At 65.3% G+C, this 22878-nt stretch carries 18 protein-coding genes; 12 read left to right on the forward strand and 6 right to left on the reverse strand.

What is annotated here, in order from left to right:
• From ACLBXN_RS11470 to ACLBXN_RS11480, 3 genes are all read left to right on the forward strand, one after another.
• Positions 1–2534: carboxyl transferase domain-containing protein (locus tag ACLBXN_RS11470; protein WP_447612203.1), on the forward strand; the 2534-nt coding region annotated here is incomplete at its 5' end.
• A 200-nt stretch (positions 2535–2734) separates the two neighbouring features.
• Positions 2735–3877, forward strand: a complete 1143-nt coding sequence (locus ACLBXN_RS11475) for an aminotransferase class V-fold PLP-dependent enzyme (protein WP_447612204.1) — start codon at positions 2735–2737, stop codon at positions 3875–3877.
• An 89-nt stretch (positions 3878–3966) separates the two neighbouring features.
• Positions 3967–4377 carry an FKBP-type peptidyl-prolyl cis-trans isomerase gene (locus ACLBXN_RS11480; protein WP_043003966.1) on the forward strand — a complete coding sequence of 137 codons (411 nt, stop codon included), beginning with the start codon at positions 3967–3969 and terminating at the stop codon, positions 4375–4377.
• On the opposite strand, the gene norR is transcribed toward ACLBXN_RS11480, so the two are convergent.
• A complete protein-coding gene (gene norR / locus ACLBXN_RS11485) occupies positions 4378–5964 on the reverse strand; it encodes a nitric oxide reductase transcriptional regulator NorR (RefSeq protein ID WP_447612205.1) in 1587 nt (528 codons plus the stop codon). It abuts the gene before it with no gap.
• 159 nt (positions 5965–6123) lie between these two features.
• Here norR and hmpA point away from each other — a divergent pair, with 159 nt between their 5' ends.
• Positions 6124–7308, forward strand: coding sequence for an NO-inducible flavohemoprotein (gene hmpA, locus ACLBXN_RS11490; protein ID WP_447612206.1), 1185 nt, complete (start codon positions 6124–6126; stop codon positions 7306–7308).
• 354 nt (positions 7309–7662) lie between these two features.
• On the opposite strand, the gene ACLBXN_RS11495 is transcribed toward hmpA, so the two are convergent.
• Positions 7663–7908, reverse strand: coding sequence for a DUF3297 family protein (locus ACLBXN_RS11495; protein ID WP_447612207.1), 246 nt, complete (start codon positions 7906–7908; stop codon positions 7663–7665).
• Positions 7909–8060: 152 nt separating this feature from the next.
• Between ACLBXN_RS11495 and ACLBXN_RS11500 the strand changes: the two genes are divergently transcribed.
• The 3 genes from ACLBXN_RS11500 to ACLBXN_RS11510 all read left to right on the forward strand — a co-directional run bounded on the left by ACLBXN_RS11500 (position 8061) and on the right by ACLBXN_RS11510 (position 12815).
• Positions 8061–9386, forward strand: a complete 1326-nt coding sequence (locus tag ACLBXN_RS11500) for a DUF445 domain-containing protein (protein ID WP_407714445.1) — start codon at positions 8061–8063, stop codon at positions 9384–9386.
• Between the two features lie 360 nt (positions 9387–9746).
• Positions 9747–11768, forward strand: coding sequence for a ligand-gated channel protein (locus tag ACLBXN_RS11505; RefSeq protein WP_043003970.1), 2022 nt, complete (start codon positions 9747–9749; stop codon positions 11766–11768).
• Between the two features lie 81 nt (positions 11769–11849).
• Positions 11850–12815: a siderophore ABC transporter substrate-binding protein gene (locus ACLBXN_RS11510; protein WP_447612208.1), complete on the forward strand. Its 966-nt coding sequence runs from the start codon at positions 11850–11852 to the stop codon at positions 12813–12815.
• 103 nt (positions 12816–12918) lie between these two features.
• Here the strand turns inward: ACLBXN_RS11510 and ACLBXN_RS11515 are convergent, their stop codons facing one another.
• From ACLBXN_RS11515 to ACLBXN_RS11525, 3 genes are all read right to left on the reverse strand, one after another.
• Positions 12919–13350 carry a hypothetical protein gene (locus ACLBXN_RS11515; RefSeq protein ID WP_043003972.1) on the reverse strand — a complete coding sequence of 144 codons (432 nt, stop codon included), beginning with the start codon at positions 13348–13350 and terminating at the stop codon, positions 12919–12921.
• Positions 13351–13450: 100 nt separating this feature from the next.
• Entirely contained in the window at positions 13451–13855 is a 405-nt protein-coding gene (locus ACLBXN_RS11520) for a hypothetical protein (RefSeq protein ID WP_447612209.1), read from the reverse strand.
• Positions 13856–13954: 99 nt separating this feature from the next.
• Positions 13955–15376, reverse strand: coding sequence for a heavy metal sensor histidine kinase (locus ACLBXN_RS11525; RefSeq protein WP_447612210.1), 1422 nt, complete (start codon positions 15374–15376; stop codon positions 13955–13957).
• A 46-nt stretch (positions 15377–15422) separates the two neighbouring features.
• Here ACLBXN_RS11525 and ACLBXN_RS11530 point away from each other — a divergent pair, with 46 nt between their 5' ends.
• Complete coding sequence (locus tag ACLBXN_RS11530) at positions 15423–15764, forward strand: DUF5713 family protein (RefSeq protein WP_447612211.1); 342 nt, start codon at positions 15423–15425, stop codon at positions 15762–15764.
• A gap of 10 nt (positions 15765–15774) precedes the next feature.
• Here ACLBXN_RS11530 and ACLBXN_RS11535 read toward each other — a convergent pair whose 3' ends face one another.
• Positions 15775–16464 carry a heavy metal response regulator transcription factor gene (locus ACLBXN_RS11535; protein ID WP_407714440.1) on the reverse strand — a complete coding sequence of 230 codons (690 nt, stop codon included), beginning with the start codon at positions 16462–16464 and terminating at the stop codon, positions 15775–15777.
• 148 nt (positions 16465–16612) lie between these two features.
• Between ACLBXN_RS11535 and ACLBXN_RS11540 the strand changes: the two genes are divergently transcribed.
• From ACLBXN_RS11540 to ACLBXN_RS11555, 4 genes are all read left to right on the forward strand, one after another.
• Positions 16613–17875, forward strand: coding sequence for a TolC family protein (locus ACLBXN_RS11540; RefSeq protein WP_447612212.1), 1263 nt, complete (start codon positions 16613–16615; stop codon positions 17873–17875).
• Between the two features lie 11 nt (positions 17876–17886).
• Positions 17887–19188, forward strand: coding sequence for an efflux RND transporter periplasmic adaptor subunit (locus tag ACLBXN_RS11545; RefSeq protein ID WP_447612213.1), 1302 nt, complete (start codon positions 17887–17889; stop codon positions 19186–19188).
• A 145-nt stretch (positions 19189–19333) separates the two neighbouring features.
• Positions 19334–22456 (forward strand): efflux RND transporter permease subunit, encoded by a 3123-nt coding sequence (locus ACLBXN_RS11550; RefSeq protein ID WP_447612214.1) that lies wholly within the window; start codon positions 19334–19336, stop codon positions 22454–22456.
• A 228-nt stretch (positions 22457–22684) separates the two neighbouring features.
• The gene (locus ACLBXN_RS11555; RefSeq protein WP_165570867.1) at positions 22685–22858 is read left to right on the forward strand and encodes a hypothetical protein; all 174 of its coding nucleotides are present in this window, start codon (positions 22685–22687) and stop codon (positions 22856–22858) included.
• Positions 22859–22878: the final 20 nt, after the last annotated feature.

Below are 22878 nucleotides of genomic sequence, written 5' to 3' on the forward strand. Positions count from 1 at the left end.
AGCTCATCACCGAGGACGCGCTGCGCATGGCAGCCAGGCTGCGCTATGAAAGCCTGGGCACGTTCGAGTTTCTGGTCGATCTGCAGTCCGAGTCCCTGCCCTATGTGTTCATCGAAGCCAACCCGCGTCTGCAGGTGGAGCACACGATTACCGAGGAGGTCTTTGGCGTCGATCTGGTGCAGGCCCAGATCCGCATTGCGGCGGGCGAGCATTTTGCCGACCTGGGCCTGAATGTGAATGCCCCGCCCCGGCCGCGCGGCTATGCCATGCAGTGGCGCATCAATGCCGAAACCCTGGATGCCCAGGGCAACTCCCGCCCCGGCGGCGGCCGCATTGCCGAGCTGCACTGGCCGCAAGGGCCGGGCATACGCCTGGACGGTCATGCGCAGCAGGGGGGCAGTCCGTCGCCGCACTACGACACCTTGCTGGCCAAGCTCGTCGTGCACAGTCACGCGCCGCGTTTCGAGGATGTGCTGCGCCGCTCCCGGCGCGCGCTGGCCGACTGCCGCATTGCGGGCCTTGCCACCAATCTGCCGCTGCTGCAGGCCCTGGCCCAGCGGCCCGAGATGCTGGAGCAGACCGTGCACACGCGCTGGCTCGAAGAGGTCTTGCCGCAGCTGGTGGAGGCCGCAGAAAAGATAGCTTCAAGCGCAAGTCATTCAAAGAATTCAGATACTTTTGATTCTGAAAACAATGTATACCAAGCGCAGCAAGCTCCTGAAAATGCAGTGCTGGCCCCCATGCCCGCAAGGGTCGTGCAGTGGTCTGTTGCGGTGGGCGAGACGGTGGCCAAGGGTGCCGAGCTGGGCATTCTCGAAGCCATGAAAATGCAGCATGTGTTGTTCGCGCAGGCTGCTGGCCGGGTTCAGGCGCTGCTCGCGGAGGCCGGCAGCTATGTGGCGCAGGACCAGGCCTTGCTGGTGCTCGCGCCCGTCCAGGGCGATGCGGCGCATGCCGAGGTGGTACCGCAGCGGCAGGACCCGGGCCACATCCGGGCCGATCTGCAGCGCGTCAAGGATCGCCATGCCTTCACGCTCGATGCAGCTCGGCCCGAGGCCATGGCCAGGCGCCACGGCCAGGGCAGCCGCAGCGCGCGCGAGAACATTGCCGATCTCTGTGATGAAGGCAGCTTTATCGAGTACGGGGCGCTGGCGATTGCCGCGCAGACCCGCAGGCGCAGCCTTGACGATCTGGTGGCCAACACGCCGGCCGACGGCATGGTGACGGGCATGGGCTCCATCAATGCCGCGCAGTTCGGTGCAGAGCGCTCGCGCGCCGTGGTCATGTCCTATGACGCCACGGTGCTGGCCGGCACCCAGGGCGCGCGCAATCACGCCAAGACCGACCGCATGCTGGGTATAGCTCTGCAGCAGAAGCTGCCCGTGGTGCTGTTTGCCGAAGGCGGCGGCGGCCGGCCTGGCGATACCGACACACCCGTGGTCGCGGGCCTGCATGTGCATACCTTCGCGGCCTATGCGGCGCTCTCGGGTCAGGTGCCCGTGGTGGGCATCACCCACGGCCGCTGCTTTGCAGGCAATGCCGCGCTGCTGGGTTGCAGCGACGTGATCATCGCCACGCGCAGCAGCAATATCGGCATGGGCGGACCGGCCATGATCGAGGGCGGCGGCCTGGGTGTCTTCCGGCCCGAGGAAGTCGGCCCCGCCAGCGCGCAGCATGCGAATGGCGTGATCGACATCCTGGTCGACGACGAGACCCAGGCCGTGGCCGCGGCCAGGCACTATCTGTCCTTCTTCCAGGGGCGCATCGACCAATGGTCCGAGCCCGACCAGCGCCTGCTGCGCCAGGTCGTTCCCGAGAACCGCCTGCGTGCCTACGACACCCGCGCCGCCATGGCCGGGCTGGTGGACGAGGGCAGTCTGCTGATGCTGAGAACCGGCTTCGGCGCCGGCATCCACACGGCGCTGGCGCGCATCGAGGGGCGGCCTGTGGGGCTGATGGCCAACAACCCGGGCCATCTGGGCGGCGCCATCGATGCCGATGCGGCGGACAAGGCGGCGCGCTTCATGCAACTGTGCAATGCCCACGGCATCGCCATCGTCAGCCTGGTCGACACGCCCGGCTTCATGGTGGGGCCGGAGATCGAGAAAACCGCCCAGGTGCGCCATGTCAGCCGGCTGTTCGTCATGGCGGCCAAGCTGCGTGTCCCGTACTTCAGCGTGGTGCTGCGCAAGGGCTACGGCCTGGGCGCCATGGGCATGACGGCGGGCAGCTTTCATGCGCCCATCTTCAATGTGGCCTGGCCCACGGGCGAGTTCGGCGCCATGGGTCTGGAAGGGGCAGTGCGGCTGGGCTTTCGCAAGGAGCTCGAAGCCCTGCCCGAGGGCGCGCAGCGCGAGGCGCTGTTTGAGAAGCTGCTGGCCCAGCAATACGCACATGGCGAGGCCATGCACATGGCGGCCACGCTGGAAGTCGATGCCGTCATCGACCCCGCGGAGACCCGCGCCTGGCTGGTGCGCGGCCTGGCCGGTGCGCGCCTGCGCGAGGGTGAAGGCCGCTTCGTGGACACATGGTAAACGCTGATGGAGATTTCGCATTTGCAGCGTTTAATCGGCCGGAATCTTCGATGTGCAAAGCGCTTGCAGCTCATGTTTTTGATATGAACTGCATACGCAAAACCATATTCCGGCTCATGCTAAGCTGAATGTCTTGCACCTGCGCCCCGGCGGCCCCGGGGTGTTTTTGACTGCTCAGCTTTTGCGATTGGAGATACCCCATGCCCGGACTTTTGCCCGACGTCGACCCCGATGGCCTGCTTGAATTTTCGGTGGTCTACACCGACCGAGCGCTCAACCACATGTCCAAGAAGTTCGTGGGTGTGATGCAGGACATCCTGGGCATGCTCAAGGATGTCTATCACGCCAACACGGCCGTTCTGATTCCGGGCAGCGGCACTTTCGGCATGGAGGCTGTGGCGCGCCAGTTCGCCAACCGCGAGCGGGTGCTGATCGTGCGCAACGGCTGGTTCAGCTACCGCTGGACGCAGATCTTCGATGCCGATGCGGGCCTGGGCGGCGGCTCCGTGGTCTGCAAGGCGCGCAAGCAGGGCGAGGGCAGCCAGGACCCCTGGGCGCCATGTCCGGCCGAGGATGTGGCCGAGACCATTCGCGTGGAGCGCCCCAAGGTGGTGTTTGCCCCGCATGTTGAAACGGCCAGCGGCATCATGCTGCCCGACGAATACCTGCGCACCGTCGCCGATGCCGCACACGAGGTCGGCGCGCTGTTCGTGCTGGATTGCGTGGCCTCGGGCGCCATGTGGGTCGATATGGAAAAAACCGGCGTGGATGTGCTGATCTCTGCGCCGCAAAAGGGCTGGAGCAGCTCGCCTTGCTGCGCCATGGTCATGCTCTCGGCTCGTGCCCGCGAAGCCATAGAGCACACGCAAAGCTCCAGCTTCTCCTGCGATCTGAAGAAGTGGATGCAGATTGCCGAGGGTTACGAAAAAGGCCAGCATGCCTATCACACCACCATGCCCACGGATGCGCTGCTGCGCCTGCGCGACGTGATGCTGGAGACGCGCGAGTACGGCTTTGCCAAGGTGCGCGAAGAACAGATGGAGCTGGGGCGCAAGGTGCGCGGGCTGCTGCAGTCGCGCGGCTTTCCCAGCGTGGCCGCCGAGGGCTACAAGGCTCCCGGCGTGGTCGTGAGCTACACCACGGACACGGAAATCCAGAGCGGTCGCGCCTTTCTCAAGGTCGGCCTGCAGACCGCTTCGGGCGTGCCGCTGCAATGCGATGAAGGCCCGGACTTCAAGACCTTCCGCATCGGCCTGTTCGGCCTGGACAAATGGCATGACTCGGATCGCTCCGTGGCGCATCTGTCCAAGGCGCTGGACGATATCGGCATTGCCCTGATCTGAGTCAATGCAGCCGGCAGCATGGCTGCCGTGACATTTTTCCGACCCGACTTCGTACTAAAGTCGGGTTTTGTTCATTCAGCGCATCCGATATGAAAAAAGCAATCACCGTGATCGGGCTTGTATGGGCCATGGGTGCTGGCGCAGCGGTTCATGCTGCGCCGGTCACCACCGCCAGCGGGCTGGTCTATGAAAGCCAGGTCGAAGGCACGGGCCCCAGCCCCAAGGCGACTGACACCGTCAAGGTGCACTATCGCGGCTACTTCCCCGATACCGGCAAGGAGTTCGACAGCTCTTACGCCCGCAAGCAACCCATCGAGTTCCCGCTCAATGGCGTGATCCCCTGCTGGACCGAGGGCGTGCAGAAGATGAAGGTCGGCGGCAAGGCCAAGTTCACCTGCCCGCCGGCCATTGCCTACGGCTCACGCGGCGCGGGCCGTGCCGTACCGCCCAATGCCACGCTGAACTTCGACGTGGAGCTGCTGGGCATCCAGGGCCGCTGATCAAGGCCTGTCTATCTCCAGCCGCTTGGCCAGGCGCTGCAGATTGGCGCGATCGAGCTGCAGCTCGCGCGCTGCAGCGGCCCAGCTGCCCCGGTGGCGGGCCAGGCTGGCGCTGACCAGCTGGCGCTCATAGGCGCTGACGGCGGCGCGCAGGCCGGCCTCGGGCGCCGCTGCCGGTGTGGCCGGGTCGCTGGCGGCTGCAGTCTGTTCGGTGGCAGCTGCCTCGGTCCGCTCCCAGAGATCGGCAACCCCCAGCGTCACGATGCGCAACCTGGCACCGGCGCGGCTGGCGCTGCCATCATGGCGGCTCAGGGCCCTGAGCACGGCACGGCTGATGCAGTGCTCAAGCTCGCGCACATTGCCGGGCCAGCCGCGATTGAGCAAGGCTGCCTGTGCGGCCGCATCCAGGCGCAGGCCGCCCAGCCTGAGCCTGGAGCGGTTCTCCTCGAGGAAATAGCCCGCCAGCTGCAGCACATCGCTGTCGCGCTCGCGCAGCGGCGGCACGTTGAGCGGATAGACGTTGAGGCGGTGATAGAAGTCCGCGCGCATGCGCCCGGCGCCGACTTCCGCAGCCAAGTCGCGGTTGGTTGCGGCGATCACGCGCACATCCACATGATGCTCCCGGTCCGAACCCAGGCGCTGCAGCTGGCCGCTTTGCAGCACGCGCAGCAGCTTGGCCTGCACGGGCAGCGAGAGTTCGCCGACCTCGTCCAGAAACAGCGTGCCCTGATGCGCCTGCTCGAACTTGCCGCTGCGCTCGCTCAGCGCTCCCGTGAAGGCACCGCGCACATGGCCGAACAGCTCGCTCTCGACCAGGTTGTCGGGCAGGGCCGCGCAGTTGATGCTGATCATGGGCTTGCCGGCCCGGCCCGACTGCGCATGCACGGCCTGGGCCACCAGTTCCTTGCCGGTGCCGGTTTCGCCGGTGATGAGTACGCACAGATCGCTGGCGGCGACCAGGGCAATGTCTTTCTGCAGCTGGCGCATGACGGGGCTTGCGCCCTGCAGTCCGCGCTCCGGCGGCGCGGCTGGACTAGTCGAGCCGGTGGCACCGCGCGCGAGTTGCGACAGCTGCTGCACGCGCTCGGCAGTGGCCACGGTGGCTGCAGCCAGATTGCTGAAGGCCTGCAGCATGGCCAGCGCCGCAGGGTCGGCAAAGCGGCCCGGCTCCATTGCGTCCAGCGTCAGCAGGCCCCAGGGCAGGCCGCCCAGCTGCAGCACGCAGCCCATGCAGTCATGCACATGCAGCTCGTTGATGGCCTGGCCCTTGTGCGCTACCAGCCCGTCATAGGGGTCGGGCAGGGGGCTGTCGGGCTCGAAGCGCATGGCCTGGCCGGCCGCCAGCAACTGGGCAAAGCGCGGGTGCTCGGCCAGGCGAAAGCGTCTGCCCAGCGTGTCCGGCATCAGGCCGTCGATCGCCATGGGGCGCAGCCATTCGCCTTCCAGCTTCAGCAGGGCGACGGCATCGGCGGGCAGCAGATTGCGCAGCGCGGCCAGCAGGCGGCGCAGGCGTTCGCGCTCGGGCAGGTCCTGGGCCAGATCGGCGATCAGCGGGCTGACAGCGTTGAGAATGTGGGAGGTTGTCATAACGACAGCGTTTGGTGTCAATAAGACATCAATTGAGCAATGTCATATTGACGCATATTTCCGCAAGCCATTGTTTTGCAGTGGTATTGAGGCTGGCACGCTGCTTGCACTCACTGGTACAAGCCTTGCAGCTGGCAAGGCAGCAACCAGGAGATTTGCATGCTTACCGAACGTCAACGCGAGATCGTCAAGGCCACCGTGCCGCTGCTGGAAACCGGCGGCGAGGCGCTGATCACGCATTTCTACCAGACCATGCTGGGCGAATACCCCGAGGTGCGCCCGCTGTTCAACCAGGCGCACCAGCAAAGCGGTGCCCAGCCGCGTGCTCTGGCGCACAGCGTGCTGATGTATGCCAAGAACATCGACCGCCTGGAAAACCTGGGCAATCTGCCCGCGCAAATCATCAACAAGCATGTGGCGCTGCAGGTGCAGGCCGAGCATTACCCCATCGTGGGTGCCTGCCTGCTGCGTGCCATTCGCGAAGTGCTGGGCGCCGAGATTGCCACGGACGAGGTGATCGCAGCCTGGGCGGCGGCCTATCAACAGCTGGCCGATATCCTGATCGCGGCCGAGCGCAGCGTGTACGAGCAGACGGCGGCAGCCGAAGGCGGCTGGCGCGGTGCGCGCGCCTTCAAGCTGGTGCGCAAAGAGGCCGAAAGCGCTGAGATCACGTCCTTCTATCTGGAACCCGTGGACGGCGGCGCGGTGATTGCCCACCAGCCCGGCCAGTACATCGGCCTGCGCGTGGTGGTCGACGGCCTGGAGCAGCGCCGCAACTATTCGCTGTCGGCACCTGCCAACGGCAGGAGCTATCGCATCAGCGTCAAGCGCGAGGCCGGCGGCAAGGTCTCCAACCATCTGCACGACCAGCTACAAGTGGGCGACACGCTGGAGCTGTTCCCGCCCGCTGGCCATTTCACCTTGCAGGCCGGCGCCAGGCCCCTGGTGCTGATCAGCGGCGGAGTAGGCATCACGCCCACGCTGCCCATGCTGCAGGCGGCGCTGCCCACGGGTCGCGAGATCACCTTCATCCACTGCGCGCGCGATCGCGGCGTGCATGCCTTTCGCGAGAAGATCGACGCGCTGGCCAGCCGCCACGAGCAGCTCACGCGCCGCTATTGCTACGACCAGGCGGACGCGGGCGACGAGGTCGATGCCCAGGGCCTGCTGAGCACCGAGCGACTGGCCCAGTGGCTGCCCGAGTCGCGCGATGCCGATGTCTACTTCCTGGGCCCGCGCGGCTTCATGCGCAGCGTCAAGCAGTCGCTGCGCGAGCTGGGCGTGCCCGACGCCCAGGTGCATTACGAGTTCTTCGGTCCGGCGGAAGCGCTGACTACCCCCTGAGCGGCTTTGCCGCTTCCCCCTCTCTCTACGCGCTGCGCGCTAGGGGAGGGGGACGACACCGTCGCTGCGGGGCGGCCCTTGCTCGGTGTCCCTCGCTTTGGGGCGCGCCGGTTTTGAGCGCTGTGACCTGCAAACAAATGGATGCTCATTAAAAAAGAGCTTCTTGCGCTTGATATACAAGAGTTTCAAGGTGTTTTTTCATTGAAAATCATATGTAGAAAGTGCAAGCAGCTCTTTTATTTGATAGCTGACTCGTGAACCGTGCGCGGCCCAGGCCGGAGGCAGCGAGCAAGGGCCGCCCCGCAGCGAGGCTGCCGTCCCCCTCGGGGGGAAGCCGCGTAGCGGCTCAGGGGGTTATCGGTAATACGCTTCGACCGTGCCCTTGAGCTTGATCAGCAGGGGCTTGCCCTTGCGGTCCAGGGTCTTGCCGGCGGGCACCTTGACCCAGCCTTCGCTGACGCAGTATTCCTCGACGTCAAAGCGATCCTTGCCGTTGAAGCGGATGCCGATGTCGTGCTCGAACACGGAGGCCACATGGTGGGGGCTGCGAGGGTCAACGGACAGACGGTCGGGCAGTTCGGGGCGGGTGGCTTCGGTCATGATTTCTCGAGAGTCAGGGAATACAGGAGCGCTATTTTCGGTGCAATTGCAAAAGCCTGCCGCCTGTCGCTGCAATGGCGCAGCGCAGGCCATGCGCGGCCATCGGGGCCGAAGGCATAGGCGTGGCGGCCCGACTCGCCTATGCTTGCGCCATGCTCACCGAAGAACAACGCCTGTCCCTGCAGCGCGCCAAGCGGCTGCCGCTGATTTTGCTGCTGCTGGTGACGGCCGGCTTCATCGCCACGGCGCTGGCGGGCTCGCGCTGGGGACTGGAGGGCCAGGCTGTGCCGCTGTGGCTGGTGTGCCTGCGGGCCATCTGCGAGGCCGCCATGGTGGGGGCACTGGCCGACTGGTTTGCGGTCTCTGCGCTGTTTCGCCATATTCCGCTGCCGCTGGTGGGGCGGCACACGGCCATCATCCCGCGCAACAAGGATCGCATAGGGAACAACCTGGCCACGTTCGTGCGCGACAAGTTTCTCGACGCACCCTCGCTGGTGGCGCTGATCGAGCGCAACAATCCGGCCCAGGCGCTGGCGGACTGGCTGACGGCTCCCGCCAACAGCCAGCTGCTGGGCAAGCAGGTGGCGCGGCTGGCACTGGCCGCGCTGGAGATGGTGCAGGACAAGCAGGTCGAGAAGTTTCTGACCCAGTCGCTCAAGGCCGTGATGCAGCATGTGGATCTGTCGCGTGCGGCGGCCTCGCTGCTGTCGGGGCTGACGGCGGGCGGGCGCCACCAGGAGGTGCTCGACGATGTGCTGGCGCGCATCAGCCGCGTGCTGCGCCAGGAGCAGACGCATGTGATGATCGCGCAGACCATCGTGGTCTGGCTCAAGCGCGAGCACCCGATCAAGGAAAAAATGCTGCCCACGGACTGGCTCAGCGACAAGGGCGCCAGCGTGATTGCCAGCGCTCTCGACAGCTTGCTGCAGGACGTGGCCCAGAACCCCGGCCACCGTTTGCGCCAGGCCTTCGACAACTCGATACAGCGCCTGATCGACGGTCTGCAGAACGACCCCGTCTACGCCGAGCGTGTGGAAAAGCTGCGCAACTATCTGCTGCATGACGAGAAGCTGGCCGTCTACCTGCGCGAGCTATGGGCCGGCTGGCGCGCCCGGCTGGAGCGCGATCTGGCCGACGAGAATTCGGCCATGGCGCGCCGCGCCGCCGTGATGGGGCGCTGGTTGGGCCAGGCGCTGGCGCATGACGAGGCACTGCGCAGTTCCATGAACGAGCGCCTCAAGCGCTGGGCGACGACGCTGGCGCCCGATGTCTCGCAGTTCATCGCCCGCCATATTGCCGACACGGTGCAGCGCTGGGATGCCGAGCAGCTGGCCACGCTGATCGAGGCGCATATCGGCAAGGACCTGCAGTACATACGCATCAACGGCACGCTGGTGGGCGGGGCCATCGGCTTGCTGCTGTTTCTGATCTCGCATGCCGCTGCCCTGTGGCGCAGCATGCTGGCCTGGCTGGGCTAAGGCCTTTTCACGGCCAGACCGCACATGCCGCTGCCGGGCGATGCCGGTTTGAGGTCATGCCAAAGTACTTAACAGTAAAAATTCTTTGGAAGGCCTGTTGGTTGCGGTTACAATGAGAATTATTCGCAACAAGAAGACCTTGCTGCAATCTTTGACTCAGCCAGGCATGCCCATCGAATGGCCGCATGCCGCCATGCCCCGCCGCATGGTTCAGCCAGGACGATCTCATGCGCAGATCGTGATTGCCTTCTTCATCACTCCAACAGCGCGAATGCTTCGCTGACCGGCACCTGCTTTCCGTGGCCCTGACCATGGGGCGCAGCCTTGCCTGGTCGATGTGCCTTTTTTTCCGAACTCATCATGCAAATTCATGCAGCCGCTGCTGCAGGCTTCGCCACGGCCTGCGCCTCTTCATCTTCCCGTCCTCTGATCACCGTCCGCCGGTCGCTGCGCCCCATGCTGGGCATGGCGCTGGCGGCTGCCGGCCTGCTGACCCACGGGCTGACCGCGGCGCAGGAAAAATCGCTGGAGACGGTGGTGGTGACGGCCTCGGGCTTCGAGCAGGAGATCAAGGATGCGCCGGCATCGATTTCCGTCATCACGCGCGAAGAACTGGAAAAAGGCAGCTACAACAATCTGCATGATGCGCTGCGCGATGTGCCCGGCGTGAATCTGGTGCCTTCGGACAACAATTCCAACGACATCAGCCTGCGTGGCATGGGCGTGAACTACACCCTGATCCTGGTGGACGGCAAGCGCACCAATACCCGCGAAACCCAGGCCAACGGCTCCACCGGCACCGACCAGAGCTGGGTGCCGCCGCTGGAGGCGATCGAGCGCATCGAGGTGGTGCGCGGCCCCATGTCCTCGCTCTACGGCTCGGACGCCATGGGCGGCGTGATCAACATCATCACGCGTAAGGTGGCCAAGGAGTGGATGGGCTCCATCCGCACCGAAGCCACGCTGCAGGAGCGCTCGTCCTCGGGCAATATCTACCAGAGCAATTTCTATCTGTCCGGCCCCATACAGACCGATCTGCTGGGTCTGAGCATCTATGGCAACTACAACAAGCGCGGCGAGGACAACATCCTCAACGGCTACAACGACTACGACAACCGCGCGCTCAACGTCAAGCTGGCGCTGACGCCCAACAAGGACCACGACATCATTGCCGAGCTGGGCACCGGCAAGCAGCACTACACCTCGACGCCGGGCAAGACGCTGGCGGCCACGGCTGCACTCAGCGACCGCAAGTTCGAGCGCGACAACTTCTCGCTGCAGCACAAGGGACGCTGGGGCTGGGCATCTTCGGACACCTATCTGCAGCAGGAGAAGACGCGCAATCTGTCGCGCGACATGACCATCAAGAACACGGTCTTCAACAGCAGCTGGGTGGCGCCGCTGGGGGCCAGCCATCTGATGACCACGGGCGTGAGCTACAACGAGCAGGACCTGACGGACACCACCACCAACACCTTGCCCAATGCCAGCCGCACCAGCATCAACCGCAGCCAGTGGGCCGTGTTTGCCGAGGACGAATGGCGTCTGCACAAGGACTTCGCACTGACCGGCGGCCTGCGCTACGACCATGACAGCCAGGCCGGCGGCCAGGTCAGCCCGCGCCTGTATGGCGTGTGGAATCTGGCCCCGCAGTGGACGGTCAAGGGCGGTGTCTCCACGGGCTTTCGTGCGCCGTCGCTGCGTCAGACCGTGGGTGACTGGGGCCAGAGCAGCCGTGGCGGCAACATCTACGGCAACCCCGATCTGAAGCCCGAAACCTCGCTGACCAAGGAAATCGGCGTGCTCTACGACAGCGGCGCAGGCACCACGGCAGGGCTGACGGTGTTCGACAACGAGTTCGAGGACAAGATCACCCGCGTGGCCTGCCCCAGCTGCGGCCCGCTCAACAGCTCGGGCCGCGTGCCCACCACGAACATCAATGTGGACAACGCCATCACGCGTGGCCTGGAGGCTTCGCTGGGCACCCAGCTGAGCAAGACGCTGCGCCTGAAGACCAACTACACCTTCACCAAGTCCGAGCAAAAGAGCGGCGAGTTTGCCGGCATGCCGCTGAACCAGCTGCCACGCCATCTGTTCAATGTCTCGCTGGACTGGAGCCCCACGGCCCAGCTCAACGGCTGGCTCAAGGCTTCCTACCGCGGCGAGGAAAGCGCGCCCACGGGCGGAGCGTCCTCGGGCAGCTTCACCCAGAAGAGCTACACCATGCTGGATCTGGGCGGCTCCTACAAGCTCAACAAGACCGTCACGCTGTACGCGGGCATCTACAACCTGCTGGACAAGCAGGTCATCTATGACGGCGTCAATTACGACACCGTGCTCGATGGCCGCCGCTACTGGCTGGGCATGAACGTCAAGTTCTGATCCTGGTCATCGCAGTCCGTTGCTGCAGTGCGCGGCAAGGGCTGCCGGTCTTTCTTCTGTTTCCGCTTTTCAAGGTACTTCATGCAACCACTGACCAGCCGTCGCGCCACCACCGTGGCCCTGCTGATGATGGCCGGCGCCGCCTGGGCGCAAACGCCGCAGGCCCTGTCGTCTGCGGCCCAGCCCGCCCGCATCCAGGTCGAGCATGCCCGCGGCGTGACCGAGCTGCCCAAGGCTCCCCGGCGCGTGGTGGTGTACGACCTGGCTTCGCTGGACACCATGCAGGCGCTCAAGCTGCCGGTGACGGGCGTGCCCAAGGTCCATTTCCCCGCCTATCTGGCCGGCTATGCCGATGCCCGTTACCAGGTGGCGGGCTCGCTGTTCGAGCCCGACTATGAGGCGCTGAGCCGCATCCGCCCCGATCTGATCGTGGTGGCCGGCCGCTCGGCCGGCAAATACGAAACGCTGAGCCGTATCGCGCCCACGCTGGACCTGAGCACCTCGGGCCAGGACTTGCTCGGCGATATGCAGCGCAATGTGACCGCACTGGCCAGCCTGTGGGGCAAGCAGGCGCAGGGCGCGCAGCTCATGCAGCAGGTGCGCAGCGACGTGGAAGCCACCCGCGCTGCCGCGGCCAAGGCCGCGCCAGGCCTGCTGGTGCTGGCCGTCAACCGGAATATGAGCGGGCAGACGCCGGGTTCGCGCTTCGGTCTGCTGCATGACGTGCTGGGCATCAAGCCAGCCCTGCCCGCAGATCCGGCGCAGGCGCGCGGCATTGCGCTGAAGATGGACGATATCCCCGAATGGCTGTTCGTGATCGACCGCAATGCGGGCACGGGCAGCACCAGGGACAAGGACGGCAAGCCGGTCGTGCCGTCGCGTGAGCTGTTCGACAACGACACCATCAGGAACACCCGTGCAGGCCGCAAGCAGCAACTGGTGTTCGTCGACCCGCAGCTCTGGTATTTGCTGGGCAGCAGCGGCCCTCAGGCCATGCGGTCCAATGCACAGCAGATTCGCGCCGCGCTCGAACGCCAGGCTTTCTAAGAGAGCATTAATTTAATAGCTGCTTTCGCCAATGAATAAAGGGTTTCAATGCATAAAAGCATTGAAACCCTTTGTTTTCATGCGCAGTAAGCTATCAAAAGTATCAGGCAGCGGGCTCCGAAGGCTCGGGCGGCAGCAGCTGCTTGCCAATCAGCTGCCAGGCCTTGGCGGCATCGGCCTGGCCGGCGAACAGATGGCAACTGGCGGCCGTCATGGCGATGCGGCCGTTCTCGGGCTCCAGGTCAAAGGCCAGCTCGCATTGCGCAGCGGCGTTGGCCCACATCAGCAATGCGTTGCGGTTTTCTTCCTTCTGCAAGGCATGGGCCTCGGCCATCCAGGCCTGTGCCAGACGAAAGGCGGCTTCCGGTTCGTTCATGTCGGCCTTGTGCGCCAGATAGAACTCCTTGCCGGCGGCCTGCCAGAATGCGCGGGCCTGCTCGAAGTCCTGCGTGGCAATCTTCTGGGCCTGCTGCACCAGCGCGTTGCCGGCCTGCAGGTGGGCCTGATAGGTGGATGCGTCTTGATCTTGGGACATGGCGCTTATTGTCCTCATTGCCTGGCCTCGCGGAGCGCGACCGCGCGCATCTCCCCTGGACGGCCCCGGGGCATTGCCGCCGCCTGCAGGCGGCTTGACGCTAGTAGCGGAAGTCCAGCTGATGCGGGCCCTTGCCGATCTCTGCCGTTTGGGTCTTGCTTATGCCCTCCCTGGTGGTGGCGGTGATCTTGTAGCTGCCGGCAGGCAGCTGTACCAGGCAGACCGGGCCGTTGGCCGTGAAGCGGCTGCTGTCCTTGCCGGAGCTGACCTCGACCGCCACATTGGCCAGATAGGCGCCGTCCTTTTGCGCAAACAGCAGCGACAGCGGGTAGTCCTTCATCGCGGCGCGCATGAGCGTGGACTCGTCCTCGCCTATGCCGCCGCAGCTGTAGCGCAGCGCGCCGGCCTGCTGCATATCGGGAATCCGGCCTTGAGCCAGAGCGGGCAGGCCGAGACCGGTGCTGGCGGCCAGAACCAGGCAGGCAGCGTTTCTCAAGCAATGCATGGTGTTTCCTTTCAGCGATACACGGCCGGCCATCTTGCGGCCAGACCGCGCAGCTTCATGTCATCCCTGCTCGGTGCTGCGTGTGGGTCTCATCGGCTTTTACGACCGGTTGCCGGATGAAACAGGCGCCCGTGCCTGTGCGTCCTGGCCCGCAGGCAAGCTCAGCCCGATGCGGGTGACGGAGCGGTCGGAGTGCGCAAACGCCTGTCCGCCATGCATGCGTGCGATCGCGGCCACGATGGACAGGCCCAGGCCGTGGTTGCGATCTGCCTGGCTGCGCGCTGCGTCCGAGCGATAGAAGCGGTCAAACAGTCTGGGCAGATGTTCTGCGGCAATGGCCTGGCCCTGGTTCTGCACCGCCAGCGTGACCTGGCCGGCCTGCGGCATGCTGATCTGAATCTCTATGCAGCTGCCCGGCGTGGCATAGCGCGTGGCATTGCCCAGCAGATTGGACAGCGCCCGGCGCAGCAATCGCGCATCGACCTGGGCCTGCGCATCGCCCTGCACCCGCACCTGCAGATCGGCCTCCTGCAGCGCGGCCTCGTGGTACTCCACCACTTCGTCCGCGAGGCTGGCCAGGCTGGCCACCTGGATGCGGTGCGCGCTCTCGCCGCGATCGGCATGAGAGAGAAACAGCATGTCCGCCACGATGCCGGCCATGCGCTGCAGATCCTCCAGATTGGAAGCCAGGATGTCGCGCAGCTCCCCCGCATCGCGGGGCTTGCGCAGGGCCAGCTCGCAGCTGCTGATGAGCGTGGTCAGCGGGGTGTTGAGCTCATGGGCCACATCGGCGTTGAAGGCCTCCATCTGGCGGTAGGCCACGGCCAGCCGCTCCAGCAGCGCGTTGAACTGGGCAATCAGCGGACGCAGCTCCTGGGGCTGGTTGCTGTCGTCGAGCCTGGTCTGCCAGTCACGGCTCAGATCCTTGGCGCCCAGTTGCCGGGTCTGCTCCACCAGCGAATGCAGAGGCGCCAGCCCGCGGCGCACCAGCCAGGCGCTGAACATCGACACCAGCAGCGCACCGCTGACGGCAGCCAGGCCCAGAATCCAGGCCAGCTGGCGCAGCAGGGCGTCGTCTGGGCGGCGGTCCAGCATCAGCAGTACTTGCACGACCTGCTGCGCCTGCTGATCCACATGGGCTGGCAGCATGACACTGAAGCTGCGCCGGGCGCTGTGAACATCGTCGAGGGGCTGGTGCAGTTTCTCGAACAGCAGCGTGCCGTCGGCATGGCTGACGCGGATCGACATATCCTCGTGGCCCGTGAGGAAGTCGGACAGCATGTGCTGCATGCTGGAGGCGGAGCGATTGGCACGCGCCTGTTGCAGAAGATGGGTGACGGTGACCTGCTTTTGCTCCAGGCTTTCCTGCTGGCGCTGGGCCAGTGCCAGCCAGCTGCCCCAGTACACGGCCACGCAGACCAGGCCCAGGCCCAGCATGGTCTGCAGGGCCAGCGAGCGTGACAGCCGCCGGCTCAGGTTCGGGATCCGGGCTGCGCGGGAAGGAGTGGAATCAGCGGTCATGGTGGCTGCTATGCTGGACGATTGATTGTTTGCGGAGGAAGAAACCATGAGTCCTGCCAATGCCATGCTGAACCACCATGCCTTCTTGCAGGAGATGTACGAGGACAGCTATTTCCCCGAGGAGCTGGTGCGCAAGGGCGAGGATATTCTGCGAGAGTTGTGTCTTCAGATCGATCAGCAAAAGCCGCAGAATCTGGAGCAACTGTATCGCTTGAGCCATGCGGCGACCGAGCGCTTCAACGATCTGCAGCAGGAGTTCGAAGAGCAGGGCAGCGAGATGGAGACGGCGGCACGTGAATGCATTGCGGCTGATTTCGAGGCCATTGCCAGGGCTTATGGATTTGCAGAGGCGGATGTGGAAGAGCTGATCGCCCCACGCGAATGGTAGGCACCGGGGCTCAGGCCTCGGGGCGCAGCTCCAGCACATAGCCCATGCCGCGCACCGTGTGCAGCAGGGGTAGTTCGAAGGGCGCGTCGAGCTTGAGGCGCAGGCGGCGCACGGCGACCTCGACGACATTGGTTTCGCTGTCGAAGTTCATGTCCCAGACCTGGGAAGCCAGTTCGGTGCGCGACAGCACTTCGCCCTGTCGCCGCAGCAGCAGACTCAGCAGATTGAATTCCTTGGCCGTCAGGTCCAGCCGCTGTCCCGCACGCGTAGCGCGGTGGCGCAGCAGATCCAGCTCCAGATCGGCCATGCGCAGCACCGTGGCCTCGGGCGTGGCCTGGGCCTGAAGGCCGCGGCGCAGCAACGCATGAATGCGGGCCACCAGTTCCGAAAATGCAAAAGGCTTGACCAGATAGTCGTCGGCGCCTGCCTGCAGGCCTCTTACTCGGTCTTCCACCTGGGCGCGGGCCGTGAGCATGAGCACCGGCGTCTGGCGCGACTGGCGCAGGGCGGCCAGCACGGCCAGACCGTCGATGCCGGGCAGCATGCCGTCCAGAATGATGAGATCGTAGGGCTGCTCGGTGGCCAGGTGCAGGCCGTCGATGCCGTTGTGCGCGGCATCGACCACAAAGCCTTCCTCGCCCAGGCCTTTTTGCAGGTACTCGGCGAGCTTGGTTTCGTCTTCGATGACTAGAAGCTTCATGCCGCAGATTGTCGAGCAAGTCGGCCGCTGGCGAAGATGACAAATTTGTCATCTTGAGGTCAGAACCCTGTGGGGGCCGCCACGCTAGATTTGCCCCGCCTGTACAGGACTGCCAACCCAGGGGCTGGCATGCAGGCGGAGCATCACCATGACATTCATCACCAAGGCGGCCGCTGCGTTGCTGGGCAGCGGCCTGGGCCTTTTCGTGCCCTGCAGCTGGGCGCAACAGCCTGCGCCCGTCACGGCAGCGGCTGCCGCCCCCATCAGCCTGCAGGCCGCGCTGGCACTGGCCATGGAGCGCAACCCTGGTCTGCGGGCGGCAGCCCAGGCCCTGGCGGCCAGCGAAGGGGCATTGATTCAGAGCCGTGCCCGACCCAATCCCGAGCTGGCCTATTCGCAGGAAGACACGCGCCGCGAAACCCGCTCCATGACGCTGCAGTGGAACCAGTCCATAGAGATCGGCGGCAAGCGCGAGGCGCGCATGAAGGCGGCCGAGCATGGCCGCGAGCTGGCCCGGGCCGAGCTGGAGGCTGCCCAGGCCGGCCTGCGTGCCGATGTGCGCACGGCTTTTGCCAATGTGCTGGCCGGCCAGCAACGCGTGCAGCTGCATCAGAAGACGCTGGAGATTGCCAGCAGCGCCCGCGATGCGGCGGCCAAGCGGGTGCAGGCGGGCAAGGTGGCGCCGCTGGAGGAAACCAAGGCCCGTGTGGCCGAGAGCAGTGCCGAGCTGGCGCTGGCCCAGGCGCGCTCCGGTCTGCGTGTGGCGCGTCAGCAACTGGCAGCGCTGTGGGGAGCGCAGCCTGCGGCATTTGGCAGCGCGGTGGGTGAGCTGGCGCAGCTGCCGGTACTGCCCGATGAAGGCCTGATGCTGCAAAGGCTGGAGCATTCGCCGCAGATGCTGCGTTCGCAGCAGGCCGTCTTTCAGGCCAGGTCCGTCGCCGAACTGGAGCGCGCCAAGCGCCTGCCCGATCCCAGCGTGAGTCTGGGCATGAAGCGTGCACAGGAAGTGGGCCGCAATCAGCTGGTGGTGGGTATCTCGGTGCCGCTGCCGATTCTGGACAGCAACCGCGGCAATCAGCTGCAGGCGCTGCGTCTGGCCGACAAGGCCGAGGACGAGCTGCTGGCCACCCGCCAGCAGATGCATGCGCTGCTGCAGCAGCAGCGCGAGCAGTTGCAGACCAGCCGGGCCCAGGCCGAGCAGCTCGCGCAGCAGGTGCTGCCGGCGGCCGAATCCGCTTACGAAGTCGCTGCCAAGGGCTTTGCCCTGGGCAAGTTCAGCTATCTGGAAGTGCTGGATGCCCAGCGCACGCTGGCCGAGGCACGCAGCCTCTATCTGGAGCAGCTGGTGGCTACCCACCAGGCAGCGGCCGACATCACCCGCCAGCTGGGCGATGTGCCCGGTCTTGAGTAAGAACACGCATCATGAATTCCATCTCCCCAAAGCCCCGCCGCACGGCGATTGCGATTGCCATCATTCTGGCGCTGGGCGCGGCAGCTGCCGCGGCCATCGTCTACGGCACCCGGCCGGCGGCCGTGGCCGTGGAAGGCCAAGGCCATGAACATGGCGCTGCAGAAAAAGGCCATTCCCATGAAGAAAAAGAGCATGACCATGGCAGCGAAGCCGGGCATGCCGAGCAGAGCCCGGACAAGGGCAAAGCCGCTGCCGAGGCCGAGCATGCCGATGAGGAGGAAGGCCTGCTCAAGCTCGATGCCGAGCGGGCCAGGGCAGCGGGCGTGAGCCTGGCCGAGGCCGGCCCGGCGTTGATTGCCGGCACGCTGCAACTGCCCGGCGAGATTCGCTTCAACGAGGACCGGACGGCCCATGTGGTGCCCCGTGTGGCGGGCGTGGCCGAGAGCGTGGCCGCCAATCTGGGGCAGGTGGTGAAAAAGGGCCAGTTGCTGGCCACCCTGACCAGCCCTGCCGTATCCGAGCAGCGCAGCGAGCTGATGGCGGCGCAAAAGCGCCTGGCGCTGGCACGCACCACCTATCAGCGCGAAAAGCAGCTGTGGCAGGAAAAGATCTCGGCCGAGCAGGACTATCTGCAGGCTCAGCAGGCGTTGCGCGAGGCCGAGATCGCATCCGCCAATGCGCAGCAGAAGCTGGCCGCGATCGGCGCCGGATCGGGCTCTGCCGGCGCTTTGAACCGCTTCGAGCTGCGCGCGCCCTTCGATGGTGTGGTGGTGGAAAAGCACCTTGCCGTGGGCGAAGCCGTGCAGGACAGTACGGCCGTGTTCACCATCTCCGATCTGCGTTCGGTCTGGGCCGAAATGAAGGTTGCGGCCAGCGATCTGCCCTTTGTGCGCGTGGGCGAAAAGGCCACGGTGCATGCAACGGCCTTCGAATCCAGGGCCACGGGAGTCGTGGCCTATGTGGGCGCGTTGATCGGGCAGGAAACCCGCACCGCCCCTGCGCGCATCACGCTGGACAACCCGGACGGCATCTGGCGCCCGGGCCTGTTTGTGAATGTGGATCTGACGGCCGCGGGCCAGCAGGCGGCGGTGGCGGTGGCCAATGCGGCCATCCAGAAGATCGACGGCGACAAGCCCGTGGTGTTTGTGCCGGTAGCCGGCGGCTTCAAGGCTCAGGCCGTGAAGCTGGGCAAGGCCGACGGCCAGAACACCGAAGTGCTGCAGGGCCTGAGCACAGGCCAGCGCTATGTGAAGGACGGGGCGTTCGTGCTCAAGTCCGAGCTGGGCAAGGCCACGGCCGAGCATGTGCATTAAATGGACCCCCCTGAGGCGCGGCGCGCCTTCCCCCAGGGGACGACACCCTCGCCTGGGCGGCCCCGCTGCGAGGTGGCTCTTGCTCGGTGTCTCTGGTTTGGATTGCGCCAGTGTGACAGGGCAGAAGAAGAGATTTGGAGTTTGAATGTTTGAGCGCATCATCCGCTTTGCCATTGCCCAGCGCTGGCTGGTCATGCTGGCCACGCTTGCCCTGGTGGGCCTGGGCATCTACAACTACCAGCGCCTGCCCATCGATGCCGTGCCCGACATCACCAATGTGCAGGTGCAGATCAATACCTCGGCGCCTGGCTATTCACCGCTGGAGACCGAGCAGCGCGTCACCTTCCCCATCGAGACCCTGATGGCCGGCCTGCCGGGGCTGGACCAGACGCGCTCGCTTTCGCGCTACGGCCTGTCCCAGGTGACCGTGGTGTTCAAGGACGGCACGGACATCTACTTCGCGCGCCAACTGGTGAACGAGCGCATGCAGCAGGCACGCGATGCGCTGCCAGCGGGCGTGGCGCCCGCGCTGGGTCCTATTTCCACGGGACTGGGCGAGATCTACCTGTGGACCGTGGAGGCCGATGACGGTGCCACCAAGCCCGACGGATCGCCCTATACGCCCATGGATTTGCGCGAGATCCAGGACTGGGTCATCAAGCCCCAGCTGCGCAATGTGGCGGGCGTGACCGAGATCAACTCCATTGGCGGCTTTGCCAAGGAATACCTGGTGGCACCACAGCCGCAAAAGCTCGCGGCCTATGGTTTCACGCTGGCCGATATCGTTGCAGCGCTGGAGCGCAACAACGCCAATGTGGGCGCCGGCTATATCGAGCGCCAGGGCGAGCAGTATCTGATCCGCGCCCCGGGGCAGGTGGGCGGCATTGCCGATATTCGCGAAGTCATCGTGGGCTCGGCGCAAGGCCAGCCCATACGCGTACGCGATCTGGCCGACGTGGGCCTGGGCCGCGAGCTGCGCACCGGTGCAGCCACGGACAACGGCCGCGAAGTGGTGCTGGGGACAGTGTTCATGCTGATTGGCGAGAACAGCCGTGCCGTGGCCCAGGCCGTGCACGAGCGCATGCAGGTGATCAACAAAAGCCTGCCGCCCGGCGTGAAGGCCGTGACGGTCTACGACCGCACGAATCTGGTGGACAAGGCAATTGCCACGGTCAAGAAGAACCTGATCGAAGGCGCGGCGCTGGTGGTGGCGATCCTGTTCCTGTTCCTGGGCAATCTGCGCGCCGCACTGATCACTGCGCTCATCATTCCGCTTTCCATGCTGTTCACCTTCACGGGCATGGTGCAGATGCGCGTCAGCGCCAATCTGATGAGTCTGGGGGCACTGGACTTCGGCATCATCATCGACGGCGCGGTGGTGATCGTGGAGAACTGCGTGCGCCGTCTGGCCCATGCCCAGGCGGCAGCAGGCCGGCCGCTGACCCGCAGCGAACGTTTCGAGGAGGTGTTTGCGGCAGCCCGCGAGGCCCGGCGCCCGCTGCTGTTCGGCCAGCTCATCATCATGGTGGTGTATCTGCCCATTTTTGCGCTCACCGGCGTGGAAGGAAAGATGTTCCACCCCATGGCGCTGACGGTGGTGATTGCGCTGCTGGGTGCCATGCTGCTGTCCATCACCTTCATTCCCGCCGCGATTGCGCTGTTCATGGGCGACAAGGTGGCCGAGAAGGAAAACCGCCTCATGGGCTGGGCACGCCGTGCCTATGCACCGGTGCTCGAAAAAGTCATGCATGCGCCAGCCGTGGTGCTGACGGCGGCAGGTGTCATCGTCGCGCTGAGCCTGCTGCTGGCCACACGCATGGGCAGCGAATTCGCGCCCAATCTCAACGAAGGCGACTTCGCGATCCAGGCGCTGCGCATACCGGGCACCAGTCTCACGCAGTCGGTGCAGATGCAGATGCAGCTCGAGAGCGAGCTCAAGAAGCAGTTCCCAGAAATCGAGCGCGTGTTTGCGCGTACCGGAACGGCCGAGATCGCATCGGACCCGATGCCGCCCAATATCTCGGACGGCTACATCATGCTCAAGCCGCGCGATCAGTGGCCCGATCCGGCGCGCTCGCGCGACGATCTGCTGAGCGCCGTGCAGGAGGCCGTGGAAGGGATTCCGGGCAGCAACTACGAGTTCTCGCAGCCGATCCAGCTGCGCTTCAACGAGCTGATTTCCGGCGTGCGCAGCGATGTGGCCGTCAAGATTTTCGGCGACGACATGGCCCAGCTGGAGAAGTCTGCGCAGGCCGTGGCCGCCATGCTGCAGAAGATCCCCGGTGCCTCCGAGGTCAAGGTCGAGCAGACCACGGGTCTGCCCATGCTCACGGTGCAGATCAATCGCGAGAAAGCTTCGCGCTACGGCCTGAACATGGGCGATGTGCAGGACGCCATCAGCACGGCTTTTGGCGGACGCGAGGCCGGCACGGTATTCGAGGGCGACAGACGTTTCGCCATCCAGGTGCGCCTGCCCGAGGCCATGCGCAGCGATGTGGACGGCATAGGTCGCCTGCCGATCGCGCTGCCGCGCGGCGGCGACGGGCGTCTGGGCTTTGTGCCCTTGTCATCCGTGGCGACGGTGGAGCTGGCGCCGGGGCCCAACCAGGTCAGCCGCGAGGACGGCAAGCGCCGCATCGTGGTCAGCGCCAATGTGCGCGGTCGCGATATCGGCTCCTTCGTGGCCCAGGCCCAGCAGGAGCTCGAAGGCATTGCGCTGCCGGCCGGCTACTGGACGCGCTGGGGCGGAACCTTCGAAAACCTCGAGTCCGCACGCAAGCGCCTGATGATCGTGGTGCCCGTGGCGCTGGCGCTGGTGTTCACGCTGCTGTTTGCCATGTTCGGCAACGTGCGAGACGGTCTCATCGTTTTCACCGGCATTCCGTTTGCCTTGACGGGCGGTATTGCTGCGCTGTGGCTGCGCGGCATTCCGCTGTCCATTTCGGCGGCCATCGGCTTTATCGCCCTATGCGGTGTGGCCGTGCTCAACGGCCTGGTCATGATCTCCTATATCCGCAGCTTGCGAGAGCAGGGCATGGATCTTGAACAGGCCGTGACCGAAGGGGCACTCACGCGCCTGCGCCCCGTGCTGATGACGGCCCTGGTGGCATCGCTGGGCTTTGTGCCCATGGCGATTGCCACGGGCACCGGGGCCGAGGTGCAGCGCCCGCTGGCCACGGTGGTGATCGGTGGCATTCTCTCGTCAACCGTGCTGACCTTGCTGGTGCTGCCGCTGCTGTATCGGCTGGGATACGGAAAGCGGCAATAGCCGCGCAAGCGCCAGCGTTCTGACTGGCGTTGCGATGCTTCTTGCAGAGGGCCGACGTGGGTGCGTCGGCCCTTTTTGCATGGCGCTTCGCGCTGAAGAGGGCTCGCGAGCTTCGAACGCAGCAGCGATGCGAGCAAACGGACTGAAACACGGGCGTCATCGGGATGACATGAGCTTTTCCTAGATTCTTGCCGGTCGAAACCTGTCGACATCAAAGCGAAAGACTCCATGCAAAACAAGCGTTTGATCAAGGCGCTGGCGCTCGCCTGCCTGACGGCTGCCACGCTGGCCGCCTGTGGTGGCAGCGATGACAGCCCGCCTGCTCCCACGAACCCGACCAATCCCACGACCCCCACGAACCCCACCGAGCCGGCCAAGCCGGAGATGCGCTGTGCTCCCTGAGCGCGGTGACAGACAAGGCT

This window comes from Comamonas sp. C24C, from assembly GCF_053345995.1.

Bases quoted from the DNA above. Each gene is read 5' to 3' on its own strand.
- hmpA (WP_447612206.1), top strand. From the start codon at position 6,124: ATGCTTACCGAACGTCAACGCGAGATCGTCAAGGCCACCGTGCCGCTG.
- ACLBXN_RS11540 (WP_447612212.1), top strand. From the start codon at position 16,613: ATGACATTCATCACCAAGGCGGCCGCTGCGTTGCTGGGCAGCGGCCTG.
- ACLBXN_RS11535 (WP_407714440.1), bottom strand. From the start codon at position 16,464: ATGAAGCTTCTAGTCATCGAAGACGAAACCAAGCTCGCCGAGTACCTG.
- ACLBXN_RS11530 (WP_447612211.1), top strand. From the start codon at position 15,423: ATGAGTCCTGCCAATGCCATGCTGAACCACCATGCCTTCTTGCAGGAG.
- ACLBXN_RS11500 (WP_407714445.1), top strand. From the start codon at position 8,061: ATGCTCACCGAAGAACAACGCCTGTCCCTGCAGCGCGCCAAGCGGCTG.
- ACLBXN_RS11525 (WP_447612210.1), bottom strand. From the start codon at position 15,376: ATGACCGCTGATTCCACTCCTTCCCGCGCAGCCCGGATCCCGAACCTG.
- ACLBXN_RS11515 (WP_043003972.1), bottom strand. From the start codon at position 13,350: ATGTCCCAAGATCAAGACGCATCCACCTATCAGGCCCACCTGCAGGCC.
- ACLBXN_RS11495 (WP_447612207.1), bottom strand. From the start codon at position 7,908: ATGACCGAAGCCACCCGCCCCGAACTGCCCGACCGTCTGTCCGTTGAC.
- ACLBXN_RS11480 (WP_043003966.1), top strand. From the start codon at position 3,967: ATGAAAAAAGCAATCACCGTGATCGGGCTTGTATGGGCCATGGGTGCT.
- ACLBXN_RS11510 (WP_447612208.1), top strand. From the start codon at position 11,850: ATGCAACCACTGACCAGCCGTCGCGCCACCACCGTGGCCCTGCTGATG.
- ACLBXN_RS11505 (WP_043003970.1), top strand. From the start codon at position 9,747: ATGCAAATTCATGCAGCCGCTGCTGCAGGCTTCGCCACGGCCTGCGCC.
- norR (WP_447612205.1), bottom strand. From the start codon at position 5,964: ATGACAACCTCCCACATTCTCAACGCTGTCAGCCCGCTGATCGCCGAT.
- ACLBXN_RS11545 (WP_447612213.1), top strand. From the start codon at position 17,887: ATGAATTCCATCTCCCCAAAGCCCCGCCGCACGGCGATTGCGATTGCC.
- ACLBXN_RS11520 (WP_447612209.1), bottom strand. From the start codon at position 13,855: ATGCATTGCTTGAGAAACGCTGCCTGCCTGGTTCTGGCCGCCAGCACC.
- ACLBXN_RS11555 (WP_165570867.1), top strand. From the start codon at position 22,685: ATGCAAAACAAGCGTTTGATCAAGGCGCTGGCGCTCGCCTGCCTGACG.
- ACLBXN_RS11475 (WP_447612204.1), top strand. From the start codon at position 2,735: ATGCCCGGACTTTTGCCCGACGTCGACCCCGATGGCCTGCTTGAATTT.
- ACLBXN_RS11550 (WP_447612214.1), top strand. From the start codon at position 19,334: ATGTTTGAGCGCATCATCCGCTTTGCCATTGCCCAGCGCTGGCTGGTC.